Genomic DNA, 23,469 nt, shown 5'->3' with positions numbered 1-23,469 from the left:
GCAGAAGTATACGTACTTTCTAAAGAAGAGGGTGGTCGTCATACACCATTCCTTAACGGTTACCGTCCACAATTCTATTTCCGTACCACTGACGTAACTGGCGCAATCCAATTACAGGAAGGCGTGGAAATGGTTATGCCGGGTGACAACGTTGAAATGTCAGTAGAACTAATTCACCCAATCGCAATGGACCCAGGTCTACGTTTTGCGATCCGTGAAGGTGGTCGTACAGTTGGTGCTGGTGTTGTTGCTAAAGTAACTGCATAATACGATAAGTTAAAATTACAGGTCGGGGACTCTGGTTCCCGATTTGTATTATAGGTCAGTAGTTCAATTGGTAGAGCGTCGGTCTCCAAAACCGAATGTTGGGGGTTCGAGTCCCTCCTGGCCTGCCATTTTTTTAAAAAAAAACTTGATGCTGGTTAAATTGTCATATAATAAGTCGCGAAGCCTACGACGAGTACAAAAATGTCGAATGATAAATCGCGTGACGCATTAAGCGAAGCGCCAATTCCACAAAGAAATAATCCTGCTGAAGTTGTTAATTCTGGGTCTCCTTTAGATATAGTTCTATGGGTTATCGCATTGATTTTATTAGTCGGTGCGGCCATGGCGGGTCAGTATTTGCCAGCATATTGGGCGCCTGCGAATAATGTTGGTGTGCGCGTTGCTGTGATTTTGGCTTGTATCGTAGTGGCTTTAGGTTTATTATACGCCACCCATCAAGGCAAAGGCTTTGTTCGTTTATTGAAAGATGCACGAATTGAGTTACGTCGTGTGACTTGGCCGACCAAGCAAGAAACAGTGACCACATCTTGGCATGTTCTTGCAGTTGTTGTAATCGCTTCCATTGTTTTATGGTGTTTTGATTACATTTTAGGCTGGTTAATGAAGTTTATTATCGGGTAAGAGAGCTATGAAACGTTGGTACATTATTCATGCCTATTCAGGTTATGAAAAACAGGTGTTACGCTCGCTTAATGATCGAATCCAGCGTAGCGCTGTAGCCGATAGCTTTGGTGAAGTCCTCGTTCCGACTGAAGAAGTCGTAGAAATGAAGGATGGTAAGAAGCGTAAATCAGAGCGTAAATTCTTTCCTGGCTATGTATTAGTTGAAATGGAAATGAACGATGATACTTGGCACATTGTTAAAGAATGTCCAAAAGTATTAGGTTTCATCGGTGGTACTGCAGAAAAACCTGCACCCATTACGCAAAAAGAAGCTGATGCGATTCTTGCGCGTGTACGCAATACTGGTGAAGCACCTCGTCCTAAGACGATGTTTGAACCAGGCGAAGAATTACTTGTTATTGATGGTCCATTCACCGACTTTAAAGGCGTGGTGGAAGAAGTTCAATACGAGAAGTCACGTTTAACGTTGACCATTAATGTATTCAATCGACCAACTCAAGTTGAGCTCGAATTTCGCCAAGTCGAAAAAGCGAACTAATTTAAGTTGGTTGGAAAACGCCCGATTTGTTATGGATTGGGCATTGTTGTTGTAACGGTTATCGTTACTTGAAATCATTGGGGAGCCTTCATCGGCGTTTGCACCCAGAGGTAATTTGAAATGGCTAAGAAGATTGACGGCTATATCAAGCTGCAAGTTCCAGCTGGTAAAGCGAATCCATCTCCACCGATTGGTCCTGCACTAGGTCAACGTGGTGTTAACATCATGGCATTCTGTAAAGAATTCAATGCTGCTACACAAAAAGTTGAAGCTGGTCTACCAATTCCTGTAGTGATTACTGTGTACAACGATAAGTCGTTCACATTCATTATGAAAACTCCGCCTGCTGCTATTCTTCTTAAGAAAGCTGCTGGTATTCAAAAGGGTTCAGCTGTACCTAACAAAACTAAAGTTGGTAAGTTGACTCGCGCTCAATTAGAAGAAATTGCGACTACTAAAGAACCAGATTTAACTGGTGCTGATTTAGACGCACGTGTACGTACCATTGCTGGTTCTGCGCGTTCTATGGGCTTGGAAGTGGAGCTATAAGACATGGCTAAATTAACTAAACGTCAAAAAGCCATCGCTGCTGCTGTTGAAGCGAACAAAGTTTACACTTTGGAAGAAGCAGTACAAGTTCTTAACACTATTCCTGCTGTTAAATTCAAAGAATCTTTGGATGTTTCAGTAAACCTTGGTGTTGACCCTCGTAAATCTGACCAAGTTGTTCGTGGCGCGACTACACTTCCTGCAGGTACTGGTAAAACTGTACGTGTTGCTGTGTTTGCTCAAGGCGCTGCTGCTGAAGCTGCTAAAGCTGAAGGCGCGGACATCGTTGGTTTTGAAGATCTTGCTGAAAGCATTCAAGCTGGTAACTTAGACTTCGACGTAGTAATTGCTGCTCCAGATGCAATGCGCGTTGTTGGTAAGTTGGGTACGATCCTTGGTCCACGTGGCTTAATGCCTAACCCTAAAGTGGGTACTGTAACTCCTGACGTAGCTAACGCTGTTAAAAACGCGAAAGCTGGTCAAGCACGTTACCGTGTAGACAAAGCGGGTATCATCCACGCTGCGATTGGTCAAGTTGGCTTTGATGCTGCTGCGATCCGTCAAAACCTTGAAGCTCTTGTAGCTGACCTTAAGAAAGCAAAACCTGCTACTTCTAAAGGTATCTACATCCAAAAGATCACTTTGAGCTCAACTATGGGTCCTGGTCTTGTTGTTGATGTAGCAAACGTTTCTAAATAAGTCTCGACTTATTACAGAATTTTAAAGCCCTGAGTAAAATTTGAAGCACTGCTTCAAATTTTACGCAAGAGAAACCAGTTTTGGTTCACTTGCGAACTTAGGCAAACTTTGAATTGATAAATATTTGTTTATCAGCGTCAAAGACCTCGGGCGAGGGGAGTTCTTCGGAACTCACTTCTTAAAAGTCCAGTCCGAGTAGACGCGGTGGTGTGATTTGTTCATCCTCCGCGTGTTAGTCCAGTGATGGATTAACGAATTGGGAGTGTGCTTCGCGTAAGCACATAAATCACCGTTAGGAGGTTTTACAATGGCTCTTCTTATCGAAGGCAAAAAACAGATCGTAGCTGAAGTAACTGAAGTTGCTTCTACTGCATTTGCTGCTGTTGTTGCTGACTACCAAGGTTTAACTGTTGGGCAATTAACTGCTCTTCGTGTTGAAGCTCGTAAACTAGGTGTTGCTACACGCGTTGTACGTAATACTTTGGCGAAACGCGCTCTTCAAGATACTCAATTCAATATCTTGAATGACAACCTCGTTGGTCCAACAATCTTAGCTTTCTCTACTTCTGAAGACGACATGGGCGCTGCTGCTCGTTTGTTCGAAGAATTTGCGAAAACTAACAAAGCATTTGAACTTAAAGCTGCTGCATTTGATGGCAAACTTTATCAAGGCGAAGAAATTAGCGTTATCGCGAACCTTCCGAACCAAGAAAAAGCGCTTACTATGCTTGCCTCTGTTCTTCAAGCTCCTATTTCGAAATTGGGTCGCTTACTTACAGCGCTTCAAGAGAAAAACGAAGCTCCAGAAGTTACAGAAGTTACAGAAGCTTAAATTCACTTTCACACCATTCAATACCCATTTGGAGTTACTCTCATGGCTTTAACAAACGAAGAAATCCTAAACGCAGTTGCTGAAAAAACTGTTCTTGAACTTGTAGAACTTATTTCTGCTTTCGAAGAAAAATTCAATGTATCTGCTGCTGCAGTTGCTGTAGCTGCAGGTCCTGCTGCTGCTGCTGCTGAAGAGCAATCAGAATTCAATGTTGAATTGACTTCTTTCGGCGCGAACAAAGTTGCTGTAATTAAAGCAGTTCGTGAAGTTACTGGTCTTGGCTTGAAAGAAGCTAAAGACATGGTTGAAAGCGCTCCAGCTATCCTTAAAGAAGGCGTTTCTAAAGAAGAAGCTGCTGAACTTAAAGCTAAGCTTGAAACTACTGGTGCTACAATTACTGTTAAGTAATGGTGCCAGGGGTCAATTTTTAAATTGATCCCGAAATTTGGCTGATGGCTCTTGGGTCATCAGCCTTTTTGCGTTACAATAATCGGCTCGATTTTTGTTTGATTGATGTAAAAACCGTCAATTATTATAATAAATCAATAAAATCAAATGTTTACCAATATTTATCATATTTGAAAATATTGCTAAGCGTTTTAATACCACTAAAAATTGCAGCATTTGTAAAAAGTGGTGGCCATATCGGCCTGTGTAATTCCTTCTAGGCTCGTTCTGCAGGCGGGCTTAGTTTACTTTCCGAGGACTCCAGATGGCATACTCATATACCGAAAAGAAACGGATCCGTAAGAATTTTGGTAAATTGCCTAGCGTCATGGATGCTCCGTACTTGCTTTCGATTCAAGTCGACTCGTACAGAACATTCCTACAAGATGGCAAAACTCCAAAAAACCGCGAAGATATCGGTCTCCAAGCCGCATTTCGTTCAGTTTTTCCTATTGAAAGTTATTCTGGCAATGCTGCTTTAGAATTTGTTGAGTATAGTCTTGGTAAGCCTGAGTTTGATGTGCGTGAATGTATTTTACGTGGTTCGACTTATGCAGCACCAATGCGCGTAAAAATTCGTTTGATCATCAAAGATCGCGAAACTAAATCAATTAAAGACGTACGTGAACAAGAAGTGTACATGGGCGAAATGCCGCTCATGACCGAAAATGGTACCTTTGTCATCAATGGTACTGAGCGTGTAATTGTGTCTCAATTACATCGTTCACCAGGTGTATTCTTTGACCACGATAAAGGCAAAACTCACTCTAGCGGTAAAGTTCTTTATTCAGCACGTATCATTCCTTACCGTGGTTCATGGTTGGATTTTGAATTCGATGCAAAAGACCTTGTCTTTGTACGTATTGACCGTCGTCGTAAATTACTCGCGACTGTTGTACTTCGTGCATTAGGTTATAGCAACGAACAAGTCCTAGACATGTTCTATGAAAAAGTCCCTGTCTATCTTGACATGGGTAGCTACCAAATTGACCTTGTGCCTGAACGCCTGCGCGGTGAAATGGCTCAATTCGACATTCTTGATGCTGACGGCAAAGCGATTGTTGAACAAGGTAAACGTATTAATGCACGTCATGTACGTCAAATGGAAGCATCTGGCTTAACCAAGCTTTCTGTTCCTGACGAGTACTTGTACGAACGTATTACTGCTGAAGACATCCCATTGAAAGATGGCGACGTAATTGCTGCAAACACCGTATTGAGCCATGAGATCATGGTGAAGATTGCAGAAGGCGGCGTTAAGCAGTTCAATATTTTGTTCACCAATGACATCGACCGTGGTTCTTTCGTTGCGGACTCTTTACGTGCGGATACGACTTCAGGTCGTGAAGAAGCACTTGTAGAAATCTACAAAGTAATGCGTCCAGGTGAGCCACCAACAAAAGAAGCTGCTGAAAATTTATTCAACAACTTGTTCTTCTCTTCTGAACGTTATGACTTGTCTCCAGTCGGCCGCATGAAGTTCAACCGTCGTTTGGGTCGTCCTTACGAAGTCGGTACAGATCAGAAGTCTCGTGAAGTTGAAGGTATTCTTTCAAATTCAGATATCACAGACGTTCTAAAAACACTTGTTGAAATCCGTAACGGTAAAGGTGAAGTCGACGATATCGATCACTTGGGTAACCGTCGCGTACGTTCAGTCGGTGAAATGACAGAAAACCAATTCCGTGTTGGTTTGGTTCGCGTAGAACGTGCTGTTAAAGAGCGTTTAAGCCAAGCTGAAACAGACAACTTGTCTCCGCAAGATTTAATCAATGCGAAACCAGTTGCTGCTGCAATCAAAGAATTCTTTGGTTCAAGCCAGTTGTCTCAGTTCATGGACCAAAATAATCCATTGTCTGAAATTACACATAAACGTCGTGTATCGGCGCTTGGACCCGGCGGTTTGACACGTGAACGTGCAGGCTTTGAAGTACGTGACGTACATCAAACTCACTACGGTCGTGTGTGTCCAATTGAGACTCCTGAGGGACCAAACATTGGTTTGATCAACTCACTTTCTGTTTATGCGAAATGTAATAACTTCGGTTTCTTGGAAACACCATACCGCAAAGTTATTGATGGTCGCGTAACAGATGATGTTGAGTATTTATCTGCGATTGAAGAAGTAGGTACTGTGATTGCACAGGCCGATTCTGGCGTAGATAAAGATGGTAAATTAACAGAAGACTTCGTATCAGTACGTCACCAAGGTGACTTCGTACGTATGCCTCCTGAAAAAGTAACGCATATGGATGTATCTGCTCAGCAGATTGTATCTGTTGCAGCATCACTTATTCCATTCCTTGAACACGATGACGCCAACCGTGCGTTGATGGGTTCAAACATGCAACGTCAGGCTGTGCCTACGCTGATTGCTGACAAACCACTTGTCGGTACCGGTATGGAAGCAAACGTAGCGCATGACTCGGGTGTATGTGTTCTTGCGAAACGTGGCGGCCGTATCGAGTTTGTTGATGCGTCACGTGTCGTTATTCGTGTAAACGAAGAAGAAATGATCGCTGGTGAAGCAGGTGTAGATATCTACAACCTGATCAAATATACACGTTCGAACCAAAACACTTGTATTAACCAGAAAGTTCTTGTGAACCTTGGTGATAAAGTGGGTCGTGGCGACGTATTGGCTGATGGTCCATCGACTGACGGTGGTGAATTGGCGCTTGGTCAAAACATGCGCGTAGCGTTCATGACGTGGAACGGTTACAACTACGAAGACTCGATCTTGTTATCTGAACGTGTTCTTCAAGAAGACCGTTTGACTTCGATTCATATTCAAGAATTGTCATGTGTTGCTCGTGATACCAAGTTAGGTGCAGAAGAAATTACTGCCGATATTCCTAACGTTGGTGAAGCTGCACTGTCTAAACTTGATGAATCAGGTATCGTTTATATCGGTGCTGAAGTGACTGCCGGTGACATCCTTGTAGGTAAAGTAACGCCTAAAGGTGAAACCCAGTTAACACCGGAAGAAAAACTGCTTCGTGCAATCTTCGGTGAAAAAGCAGCTGACGTTAAAGACTCATCATTACGTGTGTCTTCAGGCGTTAAAGGTACAGTGATTGACGTTCAAGTGTTTACACGTGACGGTCTTGAAAAAGACGAACGTGCTCAAGCAATTGAAAAAGCGCAATTGGATGCTTACCGTAAAGACTTGAAAGAAGAGTTCAAAATCTTCGAAGAAGCAGCACGTGAACGTATTATTCGCTTGTTGAAAGGTCAAGAATCGAACGGTGGTGGTACAACTAAACGCGGTGACAAACTTTCAGAAGATGTGTTATCTGGTTTAGAGCTTGTTGATCTACTTGAAATTCAACCTGTTGATGAAGGCATTGCTGAACGCCTAACTCAAATTCAAGTATTCTTGAAAGAGAAAGGCATCGAGATTGACGAGAAATTTGCAGAGAAAAAACGCAAACTTTCTACAGGTGATGAACTGACAACTGGCGTATTGAAAGTTGTTAAAGTTTACTTGGCTGTAAAACGTCGCATCCAACCGGGTGATAAAATGGCGGGTCGTCATGGTAACAAGGGTGTTGTATCTAACATCTTGCCAGTAGAAGACATGCCGCATGATGCTAACGGTGTACCTGTTGATATCGTGTTGAACCCACTGGGTGTACCTTCACGTATGAACGTGGGTCAGATTCTTGAAACTCACTTGGGTATGGCTGCAAAAGGTCTTGGCGATAAAATCGACAAGATGTTGCAAGAACAGCGTACCATTGCCGAATTGCGTATTTTCTTAGACAAGATTTATAACAAAGTTGGTGGCGAGCAAGAAGATCTTGATAGCTTGACTGATGATGAAATCTTGGCGCTTTCTAAAAACTTGCGTAAAGGTATTCCTTTAGCAACGCCTGTATTTGATGGTGCTGACGAAGGCCAAATCAAAGAGTTGCTTGAACTTGCAGACATTCCACGTTCTGGTCAAACTGTATTGTTTGACGGACGTACCGGTGAACGTTTTGACCGTCCAGTAACTGTAGGTTACATGTACATGTTGAAACTGAATCACTTGGTTGATGACAAGATGCATGCGCGTTCTACAGGTTCTTACTCACTTGTAACTCAACAACCATTGGGTGGTAAAGCTCAATTCGGTGGTCAGCGTTTCGGTGAGATGGAAGTCTGGGCGCTTGAAGCATATGGCGCAGCTTATACGCTTCAAGAAATGCTTACTGTTAAGTCGGATGACGTTGAAGGCCGTACTCGCATCTACAAGAACATTGTCGATGGTAACCATCATATGGATCCGGGCATGCCTGAATCGTTCAACGTATTGACCAAAGAGATCCGTTCTTTAGGTATCAACATTGAACTGAAAAATGGTGACTAATTAATCCCCCCTGACCCCCCTTTTTCAAAGGGGGGAAAGTTCCCCTCTTTATCAAAGAGGGGTTAGGGGAGATTCCAAATTTCAGTTAAAAAACAATATTTGTGACCCAGTTGTTGAGTGAAAATCTCCACAACACACGGAGAAAAAAATTGAAAGACTTGCTCGATATCATGCGCAAAAAGACGGATTCAGACGGTCATGCTCCTGTAGAGTTTGACCGCATCCGTATTGGTCTTGCGTCACCAGAAATGATTAAGTCATGGTCTCACGGTGAAGTTAAAAAACCTGAGACAATTAACTATCGTACGTTCAAACCAGAACGTGATGGTTTATTCTGTGCCAAAATCTTTGGTCCAGTAAAAGATTACGAATGCTTGTGTGGTAAATACAAGCGTATGAAATACAAGGGCGTCATTTGTGAAAAATGTGGCGTTGAAGTAACAACTGCGAAAGTTCGTCGTGAACGTATGGGTCATATTGACCTTGCTTCACCAGTTGCACACATCTGGTTCTTGAAATCATTACCATCCCGTATCGGTCTTCTTTTAGACATGACTTTACGTGATATCGAACGTGTATTGTATTTCGAATCTTATGTTGTAACAGATCCGGGTATGACTCCAATGGAGAAATACCAACTTCTTAATGATGAAGAATACTTCACAGCGTTAGAAGAACACGGTGATGAATTCAGCGCGAAAATGGGTGCAGAAGCGATTCAGGATTTGTTGAAAGACATCGATCTTGAAGCTGAAATTGCGCGTCTTCGTGAAGAAATTCCACAAACAACTTCAGAAACGAAGCTTAAGAAAGCGTCTAAACGTTTGAAGTTGATGGAAGCGTTCAACGATTCGAACAACAAGCCTGAATGGATGGTGTTGACTGTACTTCCAGTACTTCCACCAGATCTTCGTCCTTTAGTTCCTCTTGAAGGTGGTCGTTTCGCGACTTCTGACTTGAACGATCTTTACCGTCGTGTGATCAACCGTAACAACCGTTTGAAACGTCTTCTTGACCTTTCAGCGCCAGACATCATCGTACGTAACGAAAAACGTATGTTGCAAGAGTCTGTAGATGCATTGCTTGATAACGGTCGTCGTGGTCGTGCAATCACGGGTTCAAACAAGCGTCCTCTTAAATCTTTGGCAGACATGATCAAAGGTAAACAAGGTCGTTTCCGTCAAAACTTGTTGGGTAAACGTGTCGACTATTCAGGTCGTTCGGTTATTACAGTAGGTCCGACTTTACGTTTGCACCAATGTGGTCTTCCTAAGAAAATGGCACTTGAATTATTCAAACCATTTATCTTTGCGAAACTACAAGCGTCTGGCCAAGCAACAACCATTAAAGCTGCGAAGAAAATGGTTGAACGCGAAACTCCAGAAGTTTGGGACGTTCTTGCTCATGTAATTCGTCAACATCCAGTGATGTTGAACCGTGCGCCAACACTTCACCGTTTGGGTCTTCAAGCATTTGAACCGACCCTGATTGAAGGTAAAGCGATCCGTCTACACCCACTCGTATGTGCTGCGTTCAACGCCGACTTCGACGGTGACCAAATGGCGGTACACGTTCCATTAACAATCGAAGCTCAGTTAGAAGCTCGTGCGTTAATGATGTCGACCAACAACATCTTGTCTCCAGCGAACGGTGAACCAATCATCGTACCTTCTCAGGACGTTGTCTTGGGCTTGTATTACATCACGCGTGATGCAATCAATGCCAAAGGTGAAGGCATGGTGTTTGCGGATACTGACGAAGTAAACCGCGCATTGGCTACCGGTCAAGTGAACTTGCACGCTCGCGTAAAAGCACGTGTACACCAGACTGTAATCGATGAAGATGGTAACCGCGAACAGCAAACCATTATTGTTGATACAACTCCAGGTCGTTGCTTACTTTGGGAAGTTGTTCCTGAAGGTATGGACTTCCAGCAAATTAACGTTGAGATGACGAAAAAGAACATCTCTAAGTTAATTAACTCTTGCTACCGTAAATTGGGTCTTAAAGATACCGTTATCTTTGCTGACCAGTTGATGTACTTGGGCTTCCGTCAAGCGACTCGCTCTGGTGTATCTGTTGGTATGGAAGATATGCTTATTCCGCCAACCAAGTATACGATTATCGAAAAAGCAGAAACTGAAGTTCGTGAAATTGAACAACAGTTTGAACAAGGTTTCGTAACTGCCGGTGAACGTTATAACAAAGTTGTCGATATTTGGGCACGTACCAATGACCAGGTAGCGAAAGCGATGATGGACAACTTGTCTTTCACCACTGTTAAAAATAAACAGGGTGAAGACGAGAAGCAAAAATCATTCAACAGTATCTACATGATGTCTGACTCTGGTGCCCGTGGTTCGGCAGCTCAGATTCGTCAGCTTGCAGGTATGCGTGGTTTGATGGCGAAACCGGATGGTTCGATCATTGAAACCCCGATTAAAGCAAACTTCCGTGAAGGTTTGACAGTACTTCAGTACTTCATCTCAACACATGGTGCGCGTAAAGGTTTGGCCGATACAGCACTTAAAACAGCAAACTCTGGTTACTTGACTCGTCGTCTAGTAGACGTAGCGCAGGATTTGGTAATTACTGAACCTGATTGCGGTACTTTAAGCGGTCTTGTAATGACTCCATTCATTCAGGGTGGTGATGTCATCGAGAACCTTGGTGCTCGAGTATTGGGTCGTGTTGTTGCTGAAGATGTGAAACGTGTTGGTTCTGATGAAGTCATTCTTCCACGTAATACGCTTATTGACGAAAAACTTGCTGCCTTCATTGAAGAAGCGGGTGTCGACGAAGTTAAAGTACGCTCAGTAGTTTCTTGTGAATCTACCTTCGGTGTATGTGCGAAATGTTATGGTCGTGACCTTGCACGTGGTCATCAGGTAAATCCTGGTGAGTCTGTAGGTGTTATGGCTGCGCAATCAATTGGTGAACCGGGTACCCAGTTAACCATGCGTACATTCCACGTGGGTGGTGCTGCAAGCCGAACTTCGGCTGCAAACAGTGTTCAAGTACGTAACAAAGGTACTGTACGTTTCCATAACGTGAAAACTGTACAACATGCCAAAGGTCACTTGGTATCGACTTCTCGTTCAGGTGAAATCGGTATTGCGGATGACTTAGGTCGTGAACGCGAACGCTACAAAATCCCATACGGTGCGTCTATCGTACTGAAAGATGGCGAAGCAGTCGCAGCTGGCGGTATCGTTGCGACTTGGGATCCGCATACGCATCCACTTGTTACCGAAGTTGCAGGTAAAGTACGTTTCAGCCAAATCGCTGATGGCGTAACTGTTACATCGAAAACTGATGATGCAACAGGTATGACGACGATTGAAATCTTGCCAGTGACTTCACGTCCTGCGTCAGGTAAAGATCTACGTCCTGCTGTTGTGTTAGATACAGTGGATGGTGGTGAACAGTTCTACTTCTTGCCACAAAACACGATTCTTTCTGTCCGTGATGGCGAAACAATCGGTGTGGGTGACGTTATTGGTCGTGTACCACAAGAAACTTCACGTACTCGTGACATTACCGGTGGTCTTCCGCGTGTAGCTGACTTGTTCGAAGCACGTAAACCGAAAGAACATGCAATCCTGGCTGAAATTTCAGGTGTTGTAAGCTTCGGTAAAGAGACTAAAGGTAAAAACCGTTTAGTGATTACTCCAGACGACGGCTCTGAAATTTACGAAGAGCTGATTCCGAAATGGCGTACCATTAACGTGTACGAAGGCGAACATGTAAACCGTGGTGAAACAGTTTCTGATGGTCCACAAAACCCGCATGACATCTTACGTCTGAAAGGTGAAGTGGCGTTGACTAACTACATCGTGAACGAAGTTCAGGACGTTTACCGTCTGCAAGGTGTAAAAATCAACGACAAGCACATTGAAGTTATTGTGCGTCAAATGTTGCGTAAAGTTGAAATCACTGATGGTGGTGATACCAGCTTCATTAAAGGCGAACAAGTGGATTACATCCGCATGGTTGCTGAAAACCAAGCTGTACTTGCTCAGAACAAGTTCCCTGCGAAGTATGAACGTCAATTGATGGGTATTACCAAAGCATCGCTTTCTACTGACTCGTTCATCTCTGCTGCATCGTTCCAGGAAACAACTCGTGTGTTAACTGAAGCTGCTGTAACAGGTAAAGAAGATGATTTACGCGGTCTGAAAGAGAACGTAGTTGTGGGTCGTTTGATTCCTGCAGGTACTGGTCTTGCTTATCATTTAGAACGTCGTCGTCAAGAAGCTGAAGCTGCAGAGCATGAGCTTGTAAATGACTTCTCTGATGTAGACCAAGCATTAAGCCAAGCATTTAACCAAGAATTCTAATTCGACGTTAAATGACTGATAAAAAAGGCGCCTTCGGGCGTCTTTTTTTGTCTCGAATTAATGAAAATTAACGCTTTCCTCAAGTTCTATAATTTCCTATCTTAAAAACAGAACAATTGAAAATTTATTGAATTTATAAACTTGAAATAACGGGGCAAACTTATGGAACTAACCCAGCACCTTTTAGTACGTTCACTTCTATCTATTTCTGTTGTTGTTATTGCTGCACCAATGCCAAATAGCATTGTGGTAGAAGGTAAAGCCGTTGTTCCGATATTAAAGATAAAGACTGAAGTAATTCGTCGAGTCACAGGACATGAACCTAAGCGTAGTGTCGATGCCACAATTTTTGAAATGACCAATCAGGAGAAGGATATTATTGCGCGTGAAGTACATTTAGAAGATAAGAAAATGTAATTTTCTGAAAAGCAGCTTTCTATTTCGGTGATTCAAAAAAGGCGGAATCATTGTTCCGACTTCAAAAATTGAATTGAATACCATGATAAAGCAACACGGCAAAATACTTTCACGAACCAAGAAAATTGATGCAGAAGGTGTCGAGTTTAAACAAGGGCAAGAGCCTGTTCATCGTACTTTAAAGTTGGATCAAAAAAAATTAAAAGATAACAGTAAAACGTCGCATACCATTTTGACTGAAAATGGTGTAACCACACGAGATGTTGTAGTGCTGAGTGAGAACGAATAAACCTAAGTTAAAAAATCTGTGAAATGTTTCAGGAATTTTTACAAAATGCAGCATTTCAGTGCTAATGGGTAACATTTCCCGTTTATTACTCTCCACAAATTAAGCTTAAGCTAAGAAGAGTGAGAACAGGGGGAAATCCCATGAAAAAGTTAATGAGCGTAATGGCGGTTGTGACCATGTCCACTTTCATGTTGGTGGGTTGTGACAGTATGTCTCCAAGAGAACAGAGAGTTGGCGCAGCAGCACTTGGTGGTGCAGTCGGTGGTGGTGTAGGTAATAAAGTCGGCGGTGGCGTTGGTGCAGCAGTCGGTGGTGGTGCAGGCGCTGCGGTCGGTAGTAAAACCCAAGGCGGTTCTAACCGTAATGCAGTTTATAGTGGTGTAGGCGGTGCCATTGGTTCTGCGGTCGGTAAGAGCGTGATAGGTGGTAATGCGGGTGCTGCTATTGGTGGCGCAATTGGTGGCGGTGCAGGAGCTGCCATCGAACAGAAAAAACGTTAATTCAACGTCTTAATTTAAGTAAAAGCGCTTGATCAACAGGCGCTTTTTTATTGTCGAGTGGCTGGTTTGGGATTTTTTCTACGGATATAGACCGTTTTTTCAACTTCTGCTATGCGGATGCCCGCATCATCAAAAATATTGACTGTGTATTTGCGATGTACAGGCGCGTAATTGTCGGTTAGCTCTTTAATATGTGCTATTTCAGCGGCATCTAAGCGAATATCGGCATAGACGGTGTTGCGTCCTGGAGATAGAAAATTAATATTAGCCGATTTATCCCAGACGATATATTTTGATCCGAGATGATGCATCAGTAAAAGCATAAAAAAAGGATCGACCATGGGGTACAAGTTTCCGCCAAAATGCACCCCAACCACATTTTGATTTTTACGCGTTAAAGGCATTTTTATGCGAATGTGATAATTTTCCAGATCCATTTTTTCAATCGTAATGTCTGCTCCACGATAAGGTACATAACGATTCATCATAAATTTAGAGATTGTCGGTATTGTCTGTAGTTTTTTTAAAAGGCTCATATGGGTCAATTTTTTTTATGGCTACCCAGACCATACTAGAGCAGAACTAAAATTGAGGCATTGATCAGGTTGCCCAATCATCAAGATAAATAGTCAATAAAAAATGAGAAAAGATTATGCAAGCGAAAACCCAATGGGTAGCGACCCAAGATCAACAGCGTCTCTATGTGAAAACGTGGGGGAGTGATGAAAAACCGGCTTTAGTTTTGGTGCATGGTTATCCGGATAATCAAGAGGTATGGGAACCGATTATTCAAGAGCTTATTCAGGATTTTTATCTTGTCACTTATGACGTGCGTGGAGCGGGGCAATCCTCCATTCCAGCACGTATTCGTGACTATCGCTTAGAACAATTATCTTTAGATTTAGAAAGTGTAGTCAATGCTGTATTAAAAGATCGGCCTTTTCATTTGGCAGCGCATGATTGGGGTTCTATTCAGTCCTGGGAGTCGGTCACCGAAGCTAAATTTAAAACACGAATTTTATCTTATAGTACGATTTCAGGTCCGTGTTTAGACCACGCTGTCTTTTGGATGCGTAATCAGTTTAAACAAGACAAGAGCAAATTCTTTAAGCACCTCACCAAGTCTTGGTATATTGCAGTATTTCAACTACCTTTACTGGCACCTACAGTATGGAGTTTTTTCAGTCCTGAGAAATGGGGCAAAGTGCTGGAGAAGTTAGAGCACAAAAAAAACTTGCCTTTAAATCCCCATATTGCATCAGATGGGAAACATGGAATCGGGCTGTATCGTGCCAATTTTCTGTCACGCTTAACTCAGCCACGTCAGCGTTTTGCAGTCTGTCCGGTCCAAGCAATTGTGCTGAAACGTGATAATTTTGTCAGTCCTGAACTGATTGATGAAATGCCAAAATGGGCTGAAAATTTTCAGCGTGTAGATGTCGATGCCAATCATTGGGCACTATTAAGCCAACCCAAATTGGTCGCAGATTTTATTCGTAGCTTTGCTTTGGAACAGATTTAAATCCATTTACTTAAGTTTAATTGTATGAATTTAAATGAAAAAGTTGATGGTGGATAAAAGCAATCAATTTACAGTTTCAATGGGTTGGATCTGCTAAAATATCGGCTTTTCATCTTCCTCAAAATTTCCATGAATGCAGTAGTAATTGCGATTGCCGTGATGTTTATTCTCTCACTGGCACGAGTTTCTGTTGTTTTGACTTTGGTCATTTCAGCGATTATTGGTGGCTTGGTTGCAGGACTAAGTTTGTCAGATACCGTAGCTGCATTTAATGCAGGTCTAGGTGATGGTGCAGAAGTCGCCCTCGCTTATGCGGTATTGGGTGCTTTTGCCTTAGCTTTGTCAAAATCGGGTTTGCCTGATCTTTTAGCGCATAAGTTAATTGGCTTGTTGGGTGCAGAAGCGAGCCATCAAAGAGCCAAAAAAGTGAAATACCTACTTTTAAGTATTTTACTGATTGCTGCGATTTTCTCTCAAAACTTAATTCCTGTGCATATTGCCTTCATTCCGGTCTTGGTTCCTCCTTTATTAAAAGTGATGAATCACATGAATCTAGACCGTCGTGCAGCGGCTTGTGTGCTGACTATGGGTTTAGTCGGAACTTATATCTTCCTGCCAGTCGGCTTCGGTGCCATCTTCCTTGAACAAATTTTGATGGGCAATATCAATAAAGTTGGTGCTGCTTACGATTTGCATGTGGATCGTTGGATGATGCCGATGGGTATGGCGATTCCGGTGATTGGTATGCTGATCGGTACGCTTACTGCGGTATTCATAAGCTATCGTAAACCACGTCATTATATCGATCGCACTGTCGCACGTGTGACTACGATTGATTTAGACAAGCCTATTCGTGCAGGTGAAGTGAATTTAGAAGCGGATGCGCAAGAACTACAACAAGAAGCTGCCCAAGCGCCTGTGATTGCGAAAAAAACCATTTTTATGGCATTGCTGGCGATAGCTTTGACTTTGGTTGCCCAATTGTATTCAGGTTCAATGATCTTGGGTGGATTGGTTGGTTTTGCAGTGCTGTCAGGTGCAGGAATTTTCAAATGGCAAGATGCCGATGATGTCTTTGTACAAGGCATGCGCATGATGGCATTGGTCGGCTTTATCATGATTTCAGCAGCCGGTTTTGCTTCAGTGATGACCCATACCGGTGACATCAATAGCTTGGTCAATGGCGTGGTCCATCTCATTGGTGACAACAAGGCCTTAGCTGCATTCCTGATGCTATTTATTGGCTTGTTTGTGACGATTGGGATTGGTTCTTCTTTCTCAAGTGTACCGGTTTTAGCTGTGATTTATGTACCTCTTTGCGTGCAATTTGGCTTCTCTCCATTAGCCACTGTGGCACTGATTGGTACGGCAGCAGCATTGGGTGATGCAGGTTCTCCAGCATCTGATTCAACCTTGGGACCAACTGCAGGTTTGGGGGTAGATGGTCAACATGATCATATCTGGGATACGGTTGTTCCAACATTTATCCATTTTAATATTCCTTTATTGGTATTTGGATGGGTTGCCGCAATGGTTCTTTAATTCAAATTAATATTTTTATTTAGTTTGATTTTATTTTATGTATAATATTAATAGATGTATTTAAAATAAATCTTTTAAATACTTAATATAATAAACCTGATTAATATACTCGGAATATAATAATAAACTTGATTAACTTGGTTGGTATTTAAAACCAACCAAGTTAGTCTATTTAAAATAAATATTTAATATTATCAATTATTTAAAAATAAATATAATTATTATTAATTAATATCTATTGCATATTAATTTGTCTCGTGTTTATTATTAATTAATGTTTTATTTTTGTTGTTGTTATTCTTCCTTGGGGTGTTTAAAATGTTAAAACAAGTTGCTCTTATTACATTATTGGGAATTTCTGCTTCTACGATGGCGGGTCAGTGGCAGGTTAAAGTCGGCGCGAGCTCTTTAGCTCCAACAGAAGACAAAAATGTATTGGCAGACGGTGCATTTACAAATGTAAAAGCTTCCCAAGAATACGGTTTTACTCCATCGGTAGAATATTTCTTTAATGATAATTTTTCGGCTGAATTATTGTTGGCAACTCCTTTTGAACACGATGTAACATCAAACGGTACAAAAATTGCTTCATTTAAGCATTTACCACCAACCATTACAGCAAAATACAATTTCAAAAACTCAACTGGTTTCACTCCTTATGTAGGTGTCGGTGCAACTGTAGTTATTCCTTGGGATGAGGAAATTGTGATTGATGGGGCAAAATTAAATGCTGATGTCGGCTATGGCGTAGCAGGTCAAGTAGGTCTCAACTTCCAACCAGCTGATGCTAAAAACTGGGGTGTTTTTGCTGATGTACGTTATGCGGATGTGAAATCTGAGCTTGAATTAAATGGCAATGCTATTGGTGATCTTGAAGTAAATCCTTGGGTTTATACAATCGGTTATAGCTACAAATTCTAAGATAAAAATAAAAATTAGCGCAAAGGAACCTCATCTTTATAGATGGGGTTTTTTAATGGAAAACTTACAATAAATCACATAGATTGAGCACTTTGATACTACTTAATGATCAAGATTTTGTTTAAGTTGGTGATAGACAATAAGCTAAAAAGAGAAAACAAATCATGAAATTATTCAATTTATACAGTGTGGTCTTTTTTAGCCTATTTAGTGGGTCTGTTTATGCAGCAAGTTTTAATTGTGATCATGCCCGAACCCAAACAGAACATGCTATTTGTGAGCATCGTGCTGTAAATGATGCCGATGTGAAAATGGCAACTACTTATAATATTGTTAAGCGTTTAGTTCCTATGGGGACTCGAGGTGTTATTCAGGATGAGCAGCTAAAGTGGCTACAATTACGTGATCAATGTGGAAACTCGAGCCGTTGTTTAATCGAAGTATATAAAATGCGCCAACAAAAACTGGATCTGTATATGGATCGTGTTTATAAGCAAGGCCCTTTTTAAGAAAAATTTATCCCTCGCTATTGAAAATTTCTCAAGTCACTCCATTCATTAAGCATTCCATAAAAAGTGTTCAATGAATTTAAGGAGCGACTGATGAGCGAACAAAGTACACAAAAACATAGTTTCCAAGCGGAAGTAGCCCAACTTTTACATTTGGTGACGCATTCACTTTATTCAAATCCGGAAATTTTCTTACGCGAACTGATTTCGAATGCTTCGGATGCATGTGATAAGTTGCGTTTTGAAGGAATCAAGCATCCAGAATATTATGAAAATGATCCTGAACTGCATGTCCGTGTCAGCCTAGATAAAGACAATAAAACCATTACTATTTCAGATAACGGGATTGGTTTAACTGAACAAGAAGCCATTGATAACTTAGGTACGATTGCTAAGTCTGGCACCAAAGATTTTATGTCTAGACTGTCAGGTGATCAGAAAGCGGATGCACAATTGATTGGTCAGTTTGGTGTTGGTTTCTATTCAGGCTTTATTGTTGCCGAAAAAATTACCGTTGAATCCCGTCATGCTGCGGCAGATGCTACTGATGGTGTACGCTGGATTAGTGAGGGTACAGGTGATTTTGAAGTTGAACAAATTACCAAGGCTTCACGTGGAACAGATATCATTTTGCATTTACGTGATAATGCACTTGAGTATTTAGAGTCTTATAAAGTTAAGCAAATCATCAATAAATATTCTGACCACATTAGCTTGCCGATTGAAATGCAAAAGGAAGTCTGGCAGCAAGAAGAAGCGGCTGAAGGTGAAGAACCTAAAGCCGGTCAGATGGTCAAAACGGATGAATGGGAAGCGATTAACTCAGCCAGCGCACTTTGGACTCGAAATAAAAATGAGATCACTGACGAGCAATACATTGAGTTTTATAAGAACTTAAGCCACGACTTTGAAGCACCATTGGCTTGGGCACACAATCGTGTTGAAGGTAGCACCGAATATACCCAATTACTGTATGTACCAAGCAAAGCGCCGCACAATATTTTCACGCGTGAAGCGAAAGCGGGCATCAAGCTGTATGTAAAACGCGTGTTCATTATGGATGAAGCGGATAACCTGATTCCAAACTATTTGCGTTTTGTACAGGGTGTTGTCGATAGTGCTGATCTTCCACTCAATGTCAGTCGTGAACTGCTACAAGAAAGTCGTGATGTTAAAACCATTCGCGAAGGCAATACCCGCCGTATTTTGACCATGCTGGATAGCTTGGCGAAGTCGGAAGATGAAAAAGACCAAGAGAAATTCAAACAGTTCTATGCTGAATTTGGTTCGGTGATTAAAGAAGGTTTGGGTGAAGACTTTGGCAACCGCGAACGTATTTTAAAATTATTACGTTTCTCTACATCGACCAATGATGAGATTGCAACTTCATTGGCAGATTACAAAGCACGAATGAAAGAAGGGCAAAAAGCCATTTATTACGTGACTGCTGATAGTCTAAGTGCTGCGAAAAACTCACCACAACTGGAACTGTTCAAGAAAAAAGGCATTGAAGTGCTCTTGATGGCGGACCGTGTGGATGAATGGGCGATGGAATTCGTCAATGAATTCGATGGTACACCTATGCAAAACGTGGCTAAAGGGGCAGTAGACTTAGGTGATTTGCAGGATGCTGAAGAGAAGAAAGCACTTGAAGCTGCCGCTGAACAATTTAAACCAATCGTTGAAAAATTGTCAGATTCATTGAAGGCCAAAACCAAAGAAGTGCGTGTAACCACACGTTTGGTCGATTCGCCTGCATGTTTGGTGACGGGTGAAGGTGAGCTTTCTCCACAATTGATTCGTATGTTAAAACAAGCGGGTCAGGCTGTGCCAGAAAGTAAGCCAATTCTGGAAATTAACCCAGAACATCCTTTGGTAAAAAAACTGGAAGGCTCGACTCAGTTTGATGATTTGGCCAATGTAATCTTCGATCAGGCAGTAATTGCAGAAGGTGGTTTACCCGATGACCCGGCTGAATATGTAAAACGTATTAACAGTTTGTTGTTGAAATAAGTCCTTTTCTGGTTAAGCAAAAAAACCTCCTTCGGGAGGTTTTTTATTGAATATTATAGCTGTGGGCAAATACTGGTTATCCACAAAGCAGATTAAAATAATGCTTCCAAACGCACCGATGCACCAATGAAATGACTACGATCATCCCGATGATTATTAACATAATTTAAATTGCCTTGGACATAAAACCATTCACGCCATAAAGGTTGGCGCCAAGAAACGAAGGGCCCCCAGCTATTTAAACGTAAGTCATTATTATTGAAAAAACCCCCGGTATAAATACCATAACTAAAGGTATTTTCATGGAAAAACTGATGCTGTCTAAACAGGTTGTTATCCCAGGTTAAGTCATCATCTTGATCATCGGCATAAGTCAAACTGAATTGATTGGATAAAAATGCCTGATTAGGCCGAGCATGGGTGAGTTCCGTGTTCGTTCTTAAGTAATTTTTACTATCAATGCCATAGCGATAAATTTGTTCAGCATGAAAACTGAAATCATTCTCCAGTTTCCAATCCTTGGATGCTTTTAGACGGAGATACACATCATCTCCTGAACGAACTCCCAAATCTAAGTCAGTTTCAAAAGGGATATATTTAGAAAAATCTGACCAGCGAAATGCAAAAGAACTGTTATTTTCACGGGTACGTTGTCGGTCTATGATTTTATCATCGCTATTGCCTGGATTTTCATCGGTAATGGCAATATTATTATCCAGTTCATTATCTAAAGAATCATCACCAAAAACGACACTCACTTTACGCTCTAAAGTTGGAAGTTTAATTCTGCCGCGAATACGAGGTTTAATTTCATAGTCATCATGTTTATTCCAACGATTATCCACGATTACGCGTAATGTCGCCGATGCCGGTTTTTCTGGATCTGTTTTGCCGAACCAATTGTCAATTTTATGCGAGGTATTATCTGCCCAGTTTCGAACTTTAAGCTGGTTGCGGTCCAACCAAGTTTGATCCGCAGTTTGCAAGATGGGTGGAACAATAGGTTCATTCGACTGTTGTGGCAAAAATGTCGGTAGAGCATCAATCCAATTTGGAATTTGATAAAGCAAATTATAGTCTTCATCCTTAGTCGATAATGAACTCGGGGGGGAATTAGTGACTTGTTCTGAAGTCTCAGATCCATTTGAGACGTTCATGATCCCAGATACCAGTATAAATAAGAGGGATTTCGATAAAGTTATTTTCTTTTTTGGCATATCCTTGCTCTTATATTTCTGATCATTTGATAGTCTTGTAAAAATTGCGACTAAAAAGCAAGCTCTGGCTACAAAAAAATAAAACTTAATCTGAAATATGCTTTTGAATTGCCTCATATAGTTGATAACAGTCGATTGGAGATTTCAGCTGGGTAATAATATTCTGAATCAATTGCCAGCTTACACCGTGGTGACGTTCTAATAAAAAATAAGGATAAGCCGATTCAGTCCGAGACAGCCTTAAGCGTTTCTGCCCATGAATAACCCGAATTTTTTGTCTGTCTTTTAATAAAAGCAGCGGTGTTTTAAAGTCAGCAGGACTTTCCTCAAATTGAATAAATTTTTGTGTTTGAAAAAGCTGTGCAGGAATAAAAGGGGTATAGCTTTCACTCGTCCAAATTAAAGCTGCTTTTTGTGTGTAGCTATAAAAAAGAGCTTCAAAATCAGTAAAGTTTTCTGCAAGATTTTCCCAGGAAATTTCTTTAATCGCAGCTAGATGATGTTGGTGTTGTTCAGTAAATCCATTCATTAAATGAATCGCTTGTCCTTGATTCTCTACATCCAACAACGCTAAATATTTAATAAAACAACCTTGCGCATTGATTTGTTCAGCCAGATAAATTGGACGTTGATGCCAATTCTGTAAATCTGAAGCATGTATGAGCAAATCAAGATGTTGAGAAATTTCTGGAAGGCTTGGGATTTCTAAAATATATAACGCTTGTGCAGAAGCATTTTCTTCATGAAGAGGATGAATATGTGCAATATGTTGGTTGAGTTCTAAGCTTTGAGGAAAATCCTTTCTGGTAATTTTTTGAGCTCTAAGGGCAGCTTGAGCTGTTATTGCAGGAATTGCCTGTTGATCATCCTCTAATATTTGTGGCAGTTCATTAATAACGTGCGCATCACCTTGCTGTACCAGTGAATCTAGGGTGGTTGTAGGCTCAGGAGCATGAAGGTTATCAACTTGTGACTTGATCAAACCTAACTCACTGATTTGATTTTGTTCTTGTATAGCCGGTGTAGACAGATTCAAATTTGTCTCGGTCTCGGTCTCGGTCTCGGTCTCGGTCTCGGTCTCGGTCTCGGTCTCGGTCTCGGTCTCGGTCTCGGTTAAAGTAGGGGTAATGGGTTGTTCTAAAAGGACCGGTTTTTGTTTTAATTCATCGTCAGTTTTTAGGCAGCTATAGCGTTGTTGCTGTTCTAGCATCCAGTGATAAATGTCATCTAGATTTCCCCAATTACTGATCAATGCGCTGCGGTTTGGAGCTGGAATTAACCAGATTTGCCAACCTTGTGCAGGGCGATACAAAATGGCCCAACCTGATTCAGCATTTTTGTATAGCGCCCGCTGTAAATCACGATCCTGTCGAAAAAGACCACGATAAGAAAGTTTAAATAGCGTTTGATCCGCGAAATCTGTTGCGGCTTTCTCAGGTTGAGTTTGGGACTTAAATTTCAAAATTTGTTTTTTAAAAATCGGTTCATCACATAAGCGAAAAATTTCGATTAAACGTGATTTTGATTTTGCAATTTCAAAAAAAGATAAAGAGCGATGTTCCAAATCATCTAGCAAATGATGTAATTCTTTAATCAGCAGCGCTTTTTCTAAGGCATTCATAAACTGACCTCTAGAGATGTTTTTGTGCTTTTTCTAGATAACTTGCCAATACTATATTAATAGCAAGTTCAAGTAATTTATATTCTGCAGACGTGGGTTTGGGATGTTGTTCAGCCAGCACAATCAAACGATCTATGTTGATTGTTTGTGGGGGAATTTTACCTTGGATCAGCGCTTGAAGTTCTTGCATAAGAAAACGGTTTCATTGAATGAAATTATTAATTTAATGCTTTGATTATATGGATTT

At 41.4% G+C, this 23,469-nt stretch carries 21 protein-coding genes and 1 tRNA gene; 18 read left to right on the top strand and 4 right to left on the bottom strand.

Annotation, left to right across the window (positions count from 1 at the left end; all coding sequences use genetic code 11):
• The 13 genes from B9T23_RS11855 to B9T23_RS11800 all read left to right on the top strand — a co-directional run.
• A partial coding sequence (locus B9T23_RS11855; protein WP_456049118.1) for an EF-Tu C-terminal domain-related protein occupies positions 1-267 on the top strand: 267 nt, incomplete at its 5' end.
• A gap of 52 nt (positions 268-319) precedes the next feature.
• Positions 320-395, top strand: a tRNA-Trp gene (locus B9T23_RS11850).
• Positions 396-468: 73 nt separating this feature from the next.
• Positions 469-909, top strand: a complete 441-nt coding sequence (gene secE / locus B9T23_RS11845; RefSeq protein WP_067726920.1) for a preprotein translocase subunit SecE — start codon at positions 469-471, stop codon at positions 907-909.
• A gap of 7 nt (positions 910-916) precedes the next feature.
• Positions 917-1,450, top strand: a complete 534-nt coding sequence (gene nusG, locus B9T23_RS11840) for a transcription termination/antitermination protein NusG (RefSeq protein ID WP_067726918.1) — start codon at positions 917-919, stop codon at positions 1,448-1,450.
• 120 nt (positions 1,451-1,570) lie between these two features.
• Positions 1,571-1,999, top strand: coding sequence for a 50S ribosomal protein L11 (rplK, locus tag B9T23_RS11835; protein ID WP_004868049.1), 429 nt, complete (start codon positions 1,571-1,573; stop codon positions 1,997-1,999).
• Positions 2,000-2,002: 3 nt separating this feature from the next.
• Complete coding sequence (gene rplA / locus B9T23_RS11830; protein ID WP_067726916.1) at positions 2,003-2,698, top strand: 50S ribosomal protein L1; 696 nt, start codon at positions 2,003-2,005, stop codon at positions 2,696-2,698.
• A gap of 307 nt (positions 2,699-3,005) precedes the next feature.
• Positions 3,006-3,530, top strand: a complete 525-nt coding sequence (gene rplJ, locus B9T23_RS11825) for a 50S ribosomal protein L10 (RefSeq protein ID WP_067726914.1) — start codon at positions 3,006-3,008, stop codon at positions 3,528-3,530.
• A gap of 42 nt (positions 3,531-3,572) precedes the next feature.
• Positions 3,573-3,938, top strand: a complete 366-nt coding sequence (rplL, locus tag B9T23_RS11820; RefSeq protein WP_067726912.1) for a 50S ribosomal protein L7/L12 — start codon at positions 3,573-3,575, stop codon at positions 3,936-3,938.
• A 304-nt stretch (positions 3,939-4,242) separates the two neighbouring features.
• A complete protein-coding gene (gene rpoB / locus B9T23_RS11815; RefSeq protein ID WP_086194226.1) occupies positions 4,243-8,331 on the top strand; it encodes a DNA-directed RNA polymerase subunit beta in 4,089 nt (1,362 codons plus the stop codon).
• A 149-nt stretch (positions 8,332-8,480) separates the two neighbouring features.
• Positions 8,481-12,671 carry a DNA-directed RNA polymerase subunit beta' gene (rpoC, locus tag B9T23_RS11810; protein ID WP_067726908.1) on the top strand — a complete coding sequence of 1,397 codons (4,191 nt, stop codon included), beginning with the start codon at positions 8,481-8,483 and terminating at the stop codon, positions 12,669-12,671.
• 162 nt (positions 12,672-12,833) lie between these two features.
• Positions 12,834-13,088, top strand: a complete 255-nt coding sequence (locus B9T23_RS17005; RefSeq protein ID WP_228145924.1) for a hypothetical protein — start codon at positions 12,834-12,836, stop codon at positions 13,086-13,088.
• An 82-nt stretch (positions 13,089-13,170) separates the two neighbouring features.
• Entirely contained in the window at positions 13,171-13,377 is a 207-nt protein-coding gene (locus B9T23_RS17000; RefSeq protein WP_228145923.1) for a hypothetical protein, read from the top strand.
• 140 nt (positions 13,378-13,517) lie between these two features.
• Positions 13,518-13,877, top strand: coding sequence for a DNA transfer protein p32 (locus tag B9T23_RS11800; protein ID WP_086194225.1), 360 nt, complete (start codon positions 13,518-13,520; stop codon positions 13,875-13,877).
• Positions 13,878-13,924: 47 nt separating this feature from the next.
• Here the strand turns inward: B9T23_RS11800 and B9T23_RS11795 are convergent, their stop codons facing one another.
• Entirely contained in the window at positions 13,925-14,413 is a 489-nt protein-coding gene (locus tag B9T23_RS11795) for a DUF4442 domain-containing protein (protein WP_086194224.1), read from the bottom strand.
• A 116-nt stretch (positions 14,414-14,529) separates the two neighbouring features.
• Between B9T23_RS11795 and B9T23_RS11790 the strand changes: the two genes are divergently transcribed.
• From B9T23_RS11790 to htpG, 5 genes are all read left to right on the top strand, one after another.
• Positions 14,530-15,399 carry an alpha/beta fold hydrolase gene (locus B9T23_RS11790; RefSeq protein WP_086194223.1) on the top strand — a complete coding sequence of 290 codons (870 nt, stop codon included), beginning with the start codon at positions 14,530-14,532 and terminating at the stop codon, positions 15,397-15,399.
• Between the two features lie 129 nt (positions 15,400-15,528).
• Positions 15,529-16,941: a Na+/H+ antiporter family protein gene (locus tag B9T23_RS11785; protein WP_086194222.1), complete on the top strand. Its 1,413-nt coding sequence runs from the start codon at positions 15,529-15,531 to the stop codon at positions 16,939-16,941.
• A 318-nt stretch (positions 16,942-17,259) separates the two neighbouring features.
• The gene (locus tag B9T23_RS11780; RefSeq protein WP_086194221.1) at positions 17,260-17,862 is read left to right on the top strand and encodes an OmpW/AlkL family protein; all 603 of its coding nucleotides are present in this window, start codon (positions 17,260-17,262) and stop codon (positions 17,860-17,862) included.
• Between the two features lie 164 nt (positions 17,863-18,026).
• Positions 18,027-18,371 (top strand): lysozyme inhibitor LprI family protein, encoded by a 345-nt coding sequence (locus B9T23_RS11775; protein WP_086194220.1) that lies wholly within the window; start codon positions 18,027-18,029, stop codon positions 18,369-18,371.
• Between the two features lie 93 nt (positions 18,372-18,464).
• Entirely contained in the window at positions 18,465-20,384 is a 1,920-nt protein-coding gene (htpG, locus tag B9T23_RS11770; RefSeq protein ID WP_086194219.1) for a molecular chaperone HtpG, read from the top strand.
• 92 nt (positions 20,385-20,476) lie between these two features.
• Here htpG and B9T23_RS11765 read toward each other — a convergent pair whose 3' ends face one another.
• The 3 genes from B9T23_RS11765 to B9T23_RS11755 form a co-directional block, all read right to left on the bottom strand.
• Positions 20,477-21,601, bottom strand: a complete 1,125-nt coding sequence (locus B9T23_RS11765; protein ID WP_086194218.1) for a hypothetical protein — start codon at positions 21,599-21,601, stop codon at positions 20,477-20,479.
• A gap of 85 nt (positions 21,602-21,686) precedes the next feature.
• Complete coding sequence (locus B9T23_RS16625) at positions 21,687-23,222, bottom strand: hypothetical protein (protein ID WP_143222523.1); 1,536 nt, start codon at positions 23,220-23,222, stop codon at positions 21,687-21,689.
• A gap of 10 nt (positions 23,223-23,232) precedes the next feature.
• The gene (locus B9T23_RS11755) at positions 23,233-23,412 is read right to left on the bottom strand and encodes a hypothetical protein (RefSeq protein ID WP_067726889.1); all 180 of its coding nucleotides are present in this window, start codon (positions 23,410-23,412) and stop codon (positions 23,233-23,235) included.
• Between the last annotated feature and the right edge of the window lie 57 nt (positions 23,413-23,469).

Origin of the sequence: Acinetobacter terrae (assembly GCF_002135195.1) — a bacterium.
GTDB lineage: Bacteria > Pseudomonadota > Gammaproteobacteria > Pseudomonadales > Moraxellaceae > Acinetobacter > Acinetobacter terrae.
Note: the sequence above shows the minus strand (reverse complement) of the source record. Positions and strands in the feature narration are given on the sequence as shown.

Coding starts and splice junctions, on each gene's coding strand:
- secE (WP_067726920.1), top strand. CDS start 469: ATGTCGAATGATAAATCGCGTGACGCATTAAGCGAAGCGCCAATTCCA.
- nusG (WP_067726918.1), top strand. CDS start 917: ATGAAACGTTGGTACATTATTCATGCCTATTCAGGTTATGAAAAACAG.
- rplK (WP_004868049.1), top strand. CDS start 1,571: ATGGCTAAGAAGATTGACGGCTATATCAAGCTGCAAGTTCCAGCTGGT.
- rplA (WP_067726916.1), top strand. CDS start 2,003: ATGGCTAAATTAACTAAACGTCAAAAAGCCATCGCTGCTGCTGTTGAA.
- rplJ (WP_067726914.1), top strand. CDS start 3,006: ATGGCTCTTCTTATCGAAGGCAAAAAACAGATCGTAGCTGAAGTAACT.
- rplL (WP_067726912.1), top strand. CDS start 3,573: ATGGCTTTAACAAACGAAGAAATCCTAAACGCAGTTGCTGAAAAAACT.
- rpoB (WP_086194226.1), top strand. CDS start 4,243: ATGGCATACTCATATACCGAAAAGAAACGGATCCGTAAGAATTTTGGT.
- B9T23_RS17005 (WP_228145924.1), top strand. CDS start 12,834: ATGGAACTAACCCAGCACCTTTTAGTACGTTCACTTCTATCTATTTCT.
- B9T23_RS17000 (WP_228145923.1), top strand. CDS start 13,171: ATGATAAAGCAACACGGCAAAATACTTTCACGAACCAAGAAAATTGAT.
- B9T23_RS11800 (WP_086194225.1), top strand. CDS start 13,518: ATGAAAAAGTTAATGAGCGTAATGGCGGTTGTGACCATGTCCACTTTC.
- B9T23_RS11795 (WP_086194224.1), bottom strand. CDS start 14,413: ATGAGCCTTTTAAAAAAACTACAGACAATACCGACAATCTCTAAATTT.
- B9T23_RS11790 (WP_086194223.1), top strand. CDS start 14,530: ATGCAAGCGAAAACCCAATGGGTAGCGACCCAAGATCAACAGCGTCTC.
- B9T23_RS11785 (WP_086194222.1), top strand. CDS start 15,529: ATGAATGCAGTAGTAATTGCGATTGCCGTGATGTTTATTCTCTCACTG.
- B9T23_RS11780 (WP_086194221.1), top strand. CDS start 17,260: ATGTTAAAACAAGTTGCTCTTATTACATTATTGGGAATTTCTGCTTCT.
- B9T23_RS11775 (WP_086194220.1), top strand. CDS start 18,027: ATGAAATTATTCAATTTATACAGTGTGGTCTTTTTTAGCCTATTTAGT.
- htpG (WP_086194219.1), top strand. CDS start 18,465: ATGAGCGAACAAAGTACACAAAAACATAGTTTCCAAGCGGAAGTAGCC.
- B9T23_RS11765 (WP_086194218.1), bottom strand. CDS start 21,601: ATGCCAAAAAAGAAAATAACTTTATCGAAATCCCTCTTATTTATACTG.
- B9T23_RS16625 (WP_143222523.1), bottom strand. CDS start 23,222: ATGAATGCCTTAGAAAAAGCGCTGCTGATTAAAGAATTACATCATTTG.
- B9T23_RS11755 (WP_067726889.1), bottom strand. CDS start 23,412: ATGCAAGAACTTCAAGCGCTGATCCAAGGTAAAATTCCCCCACAAACA.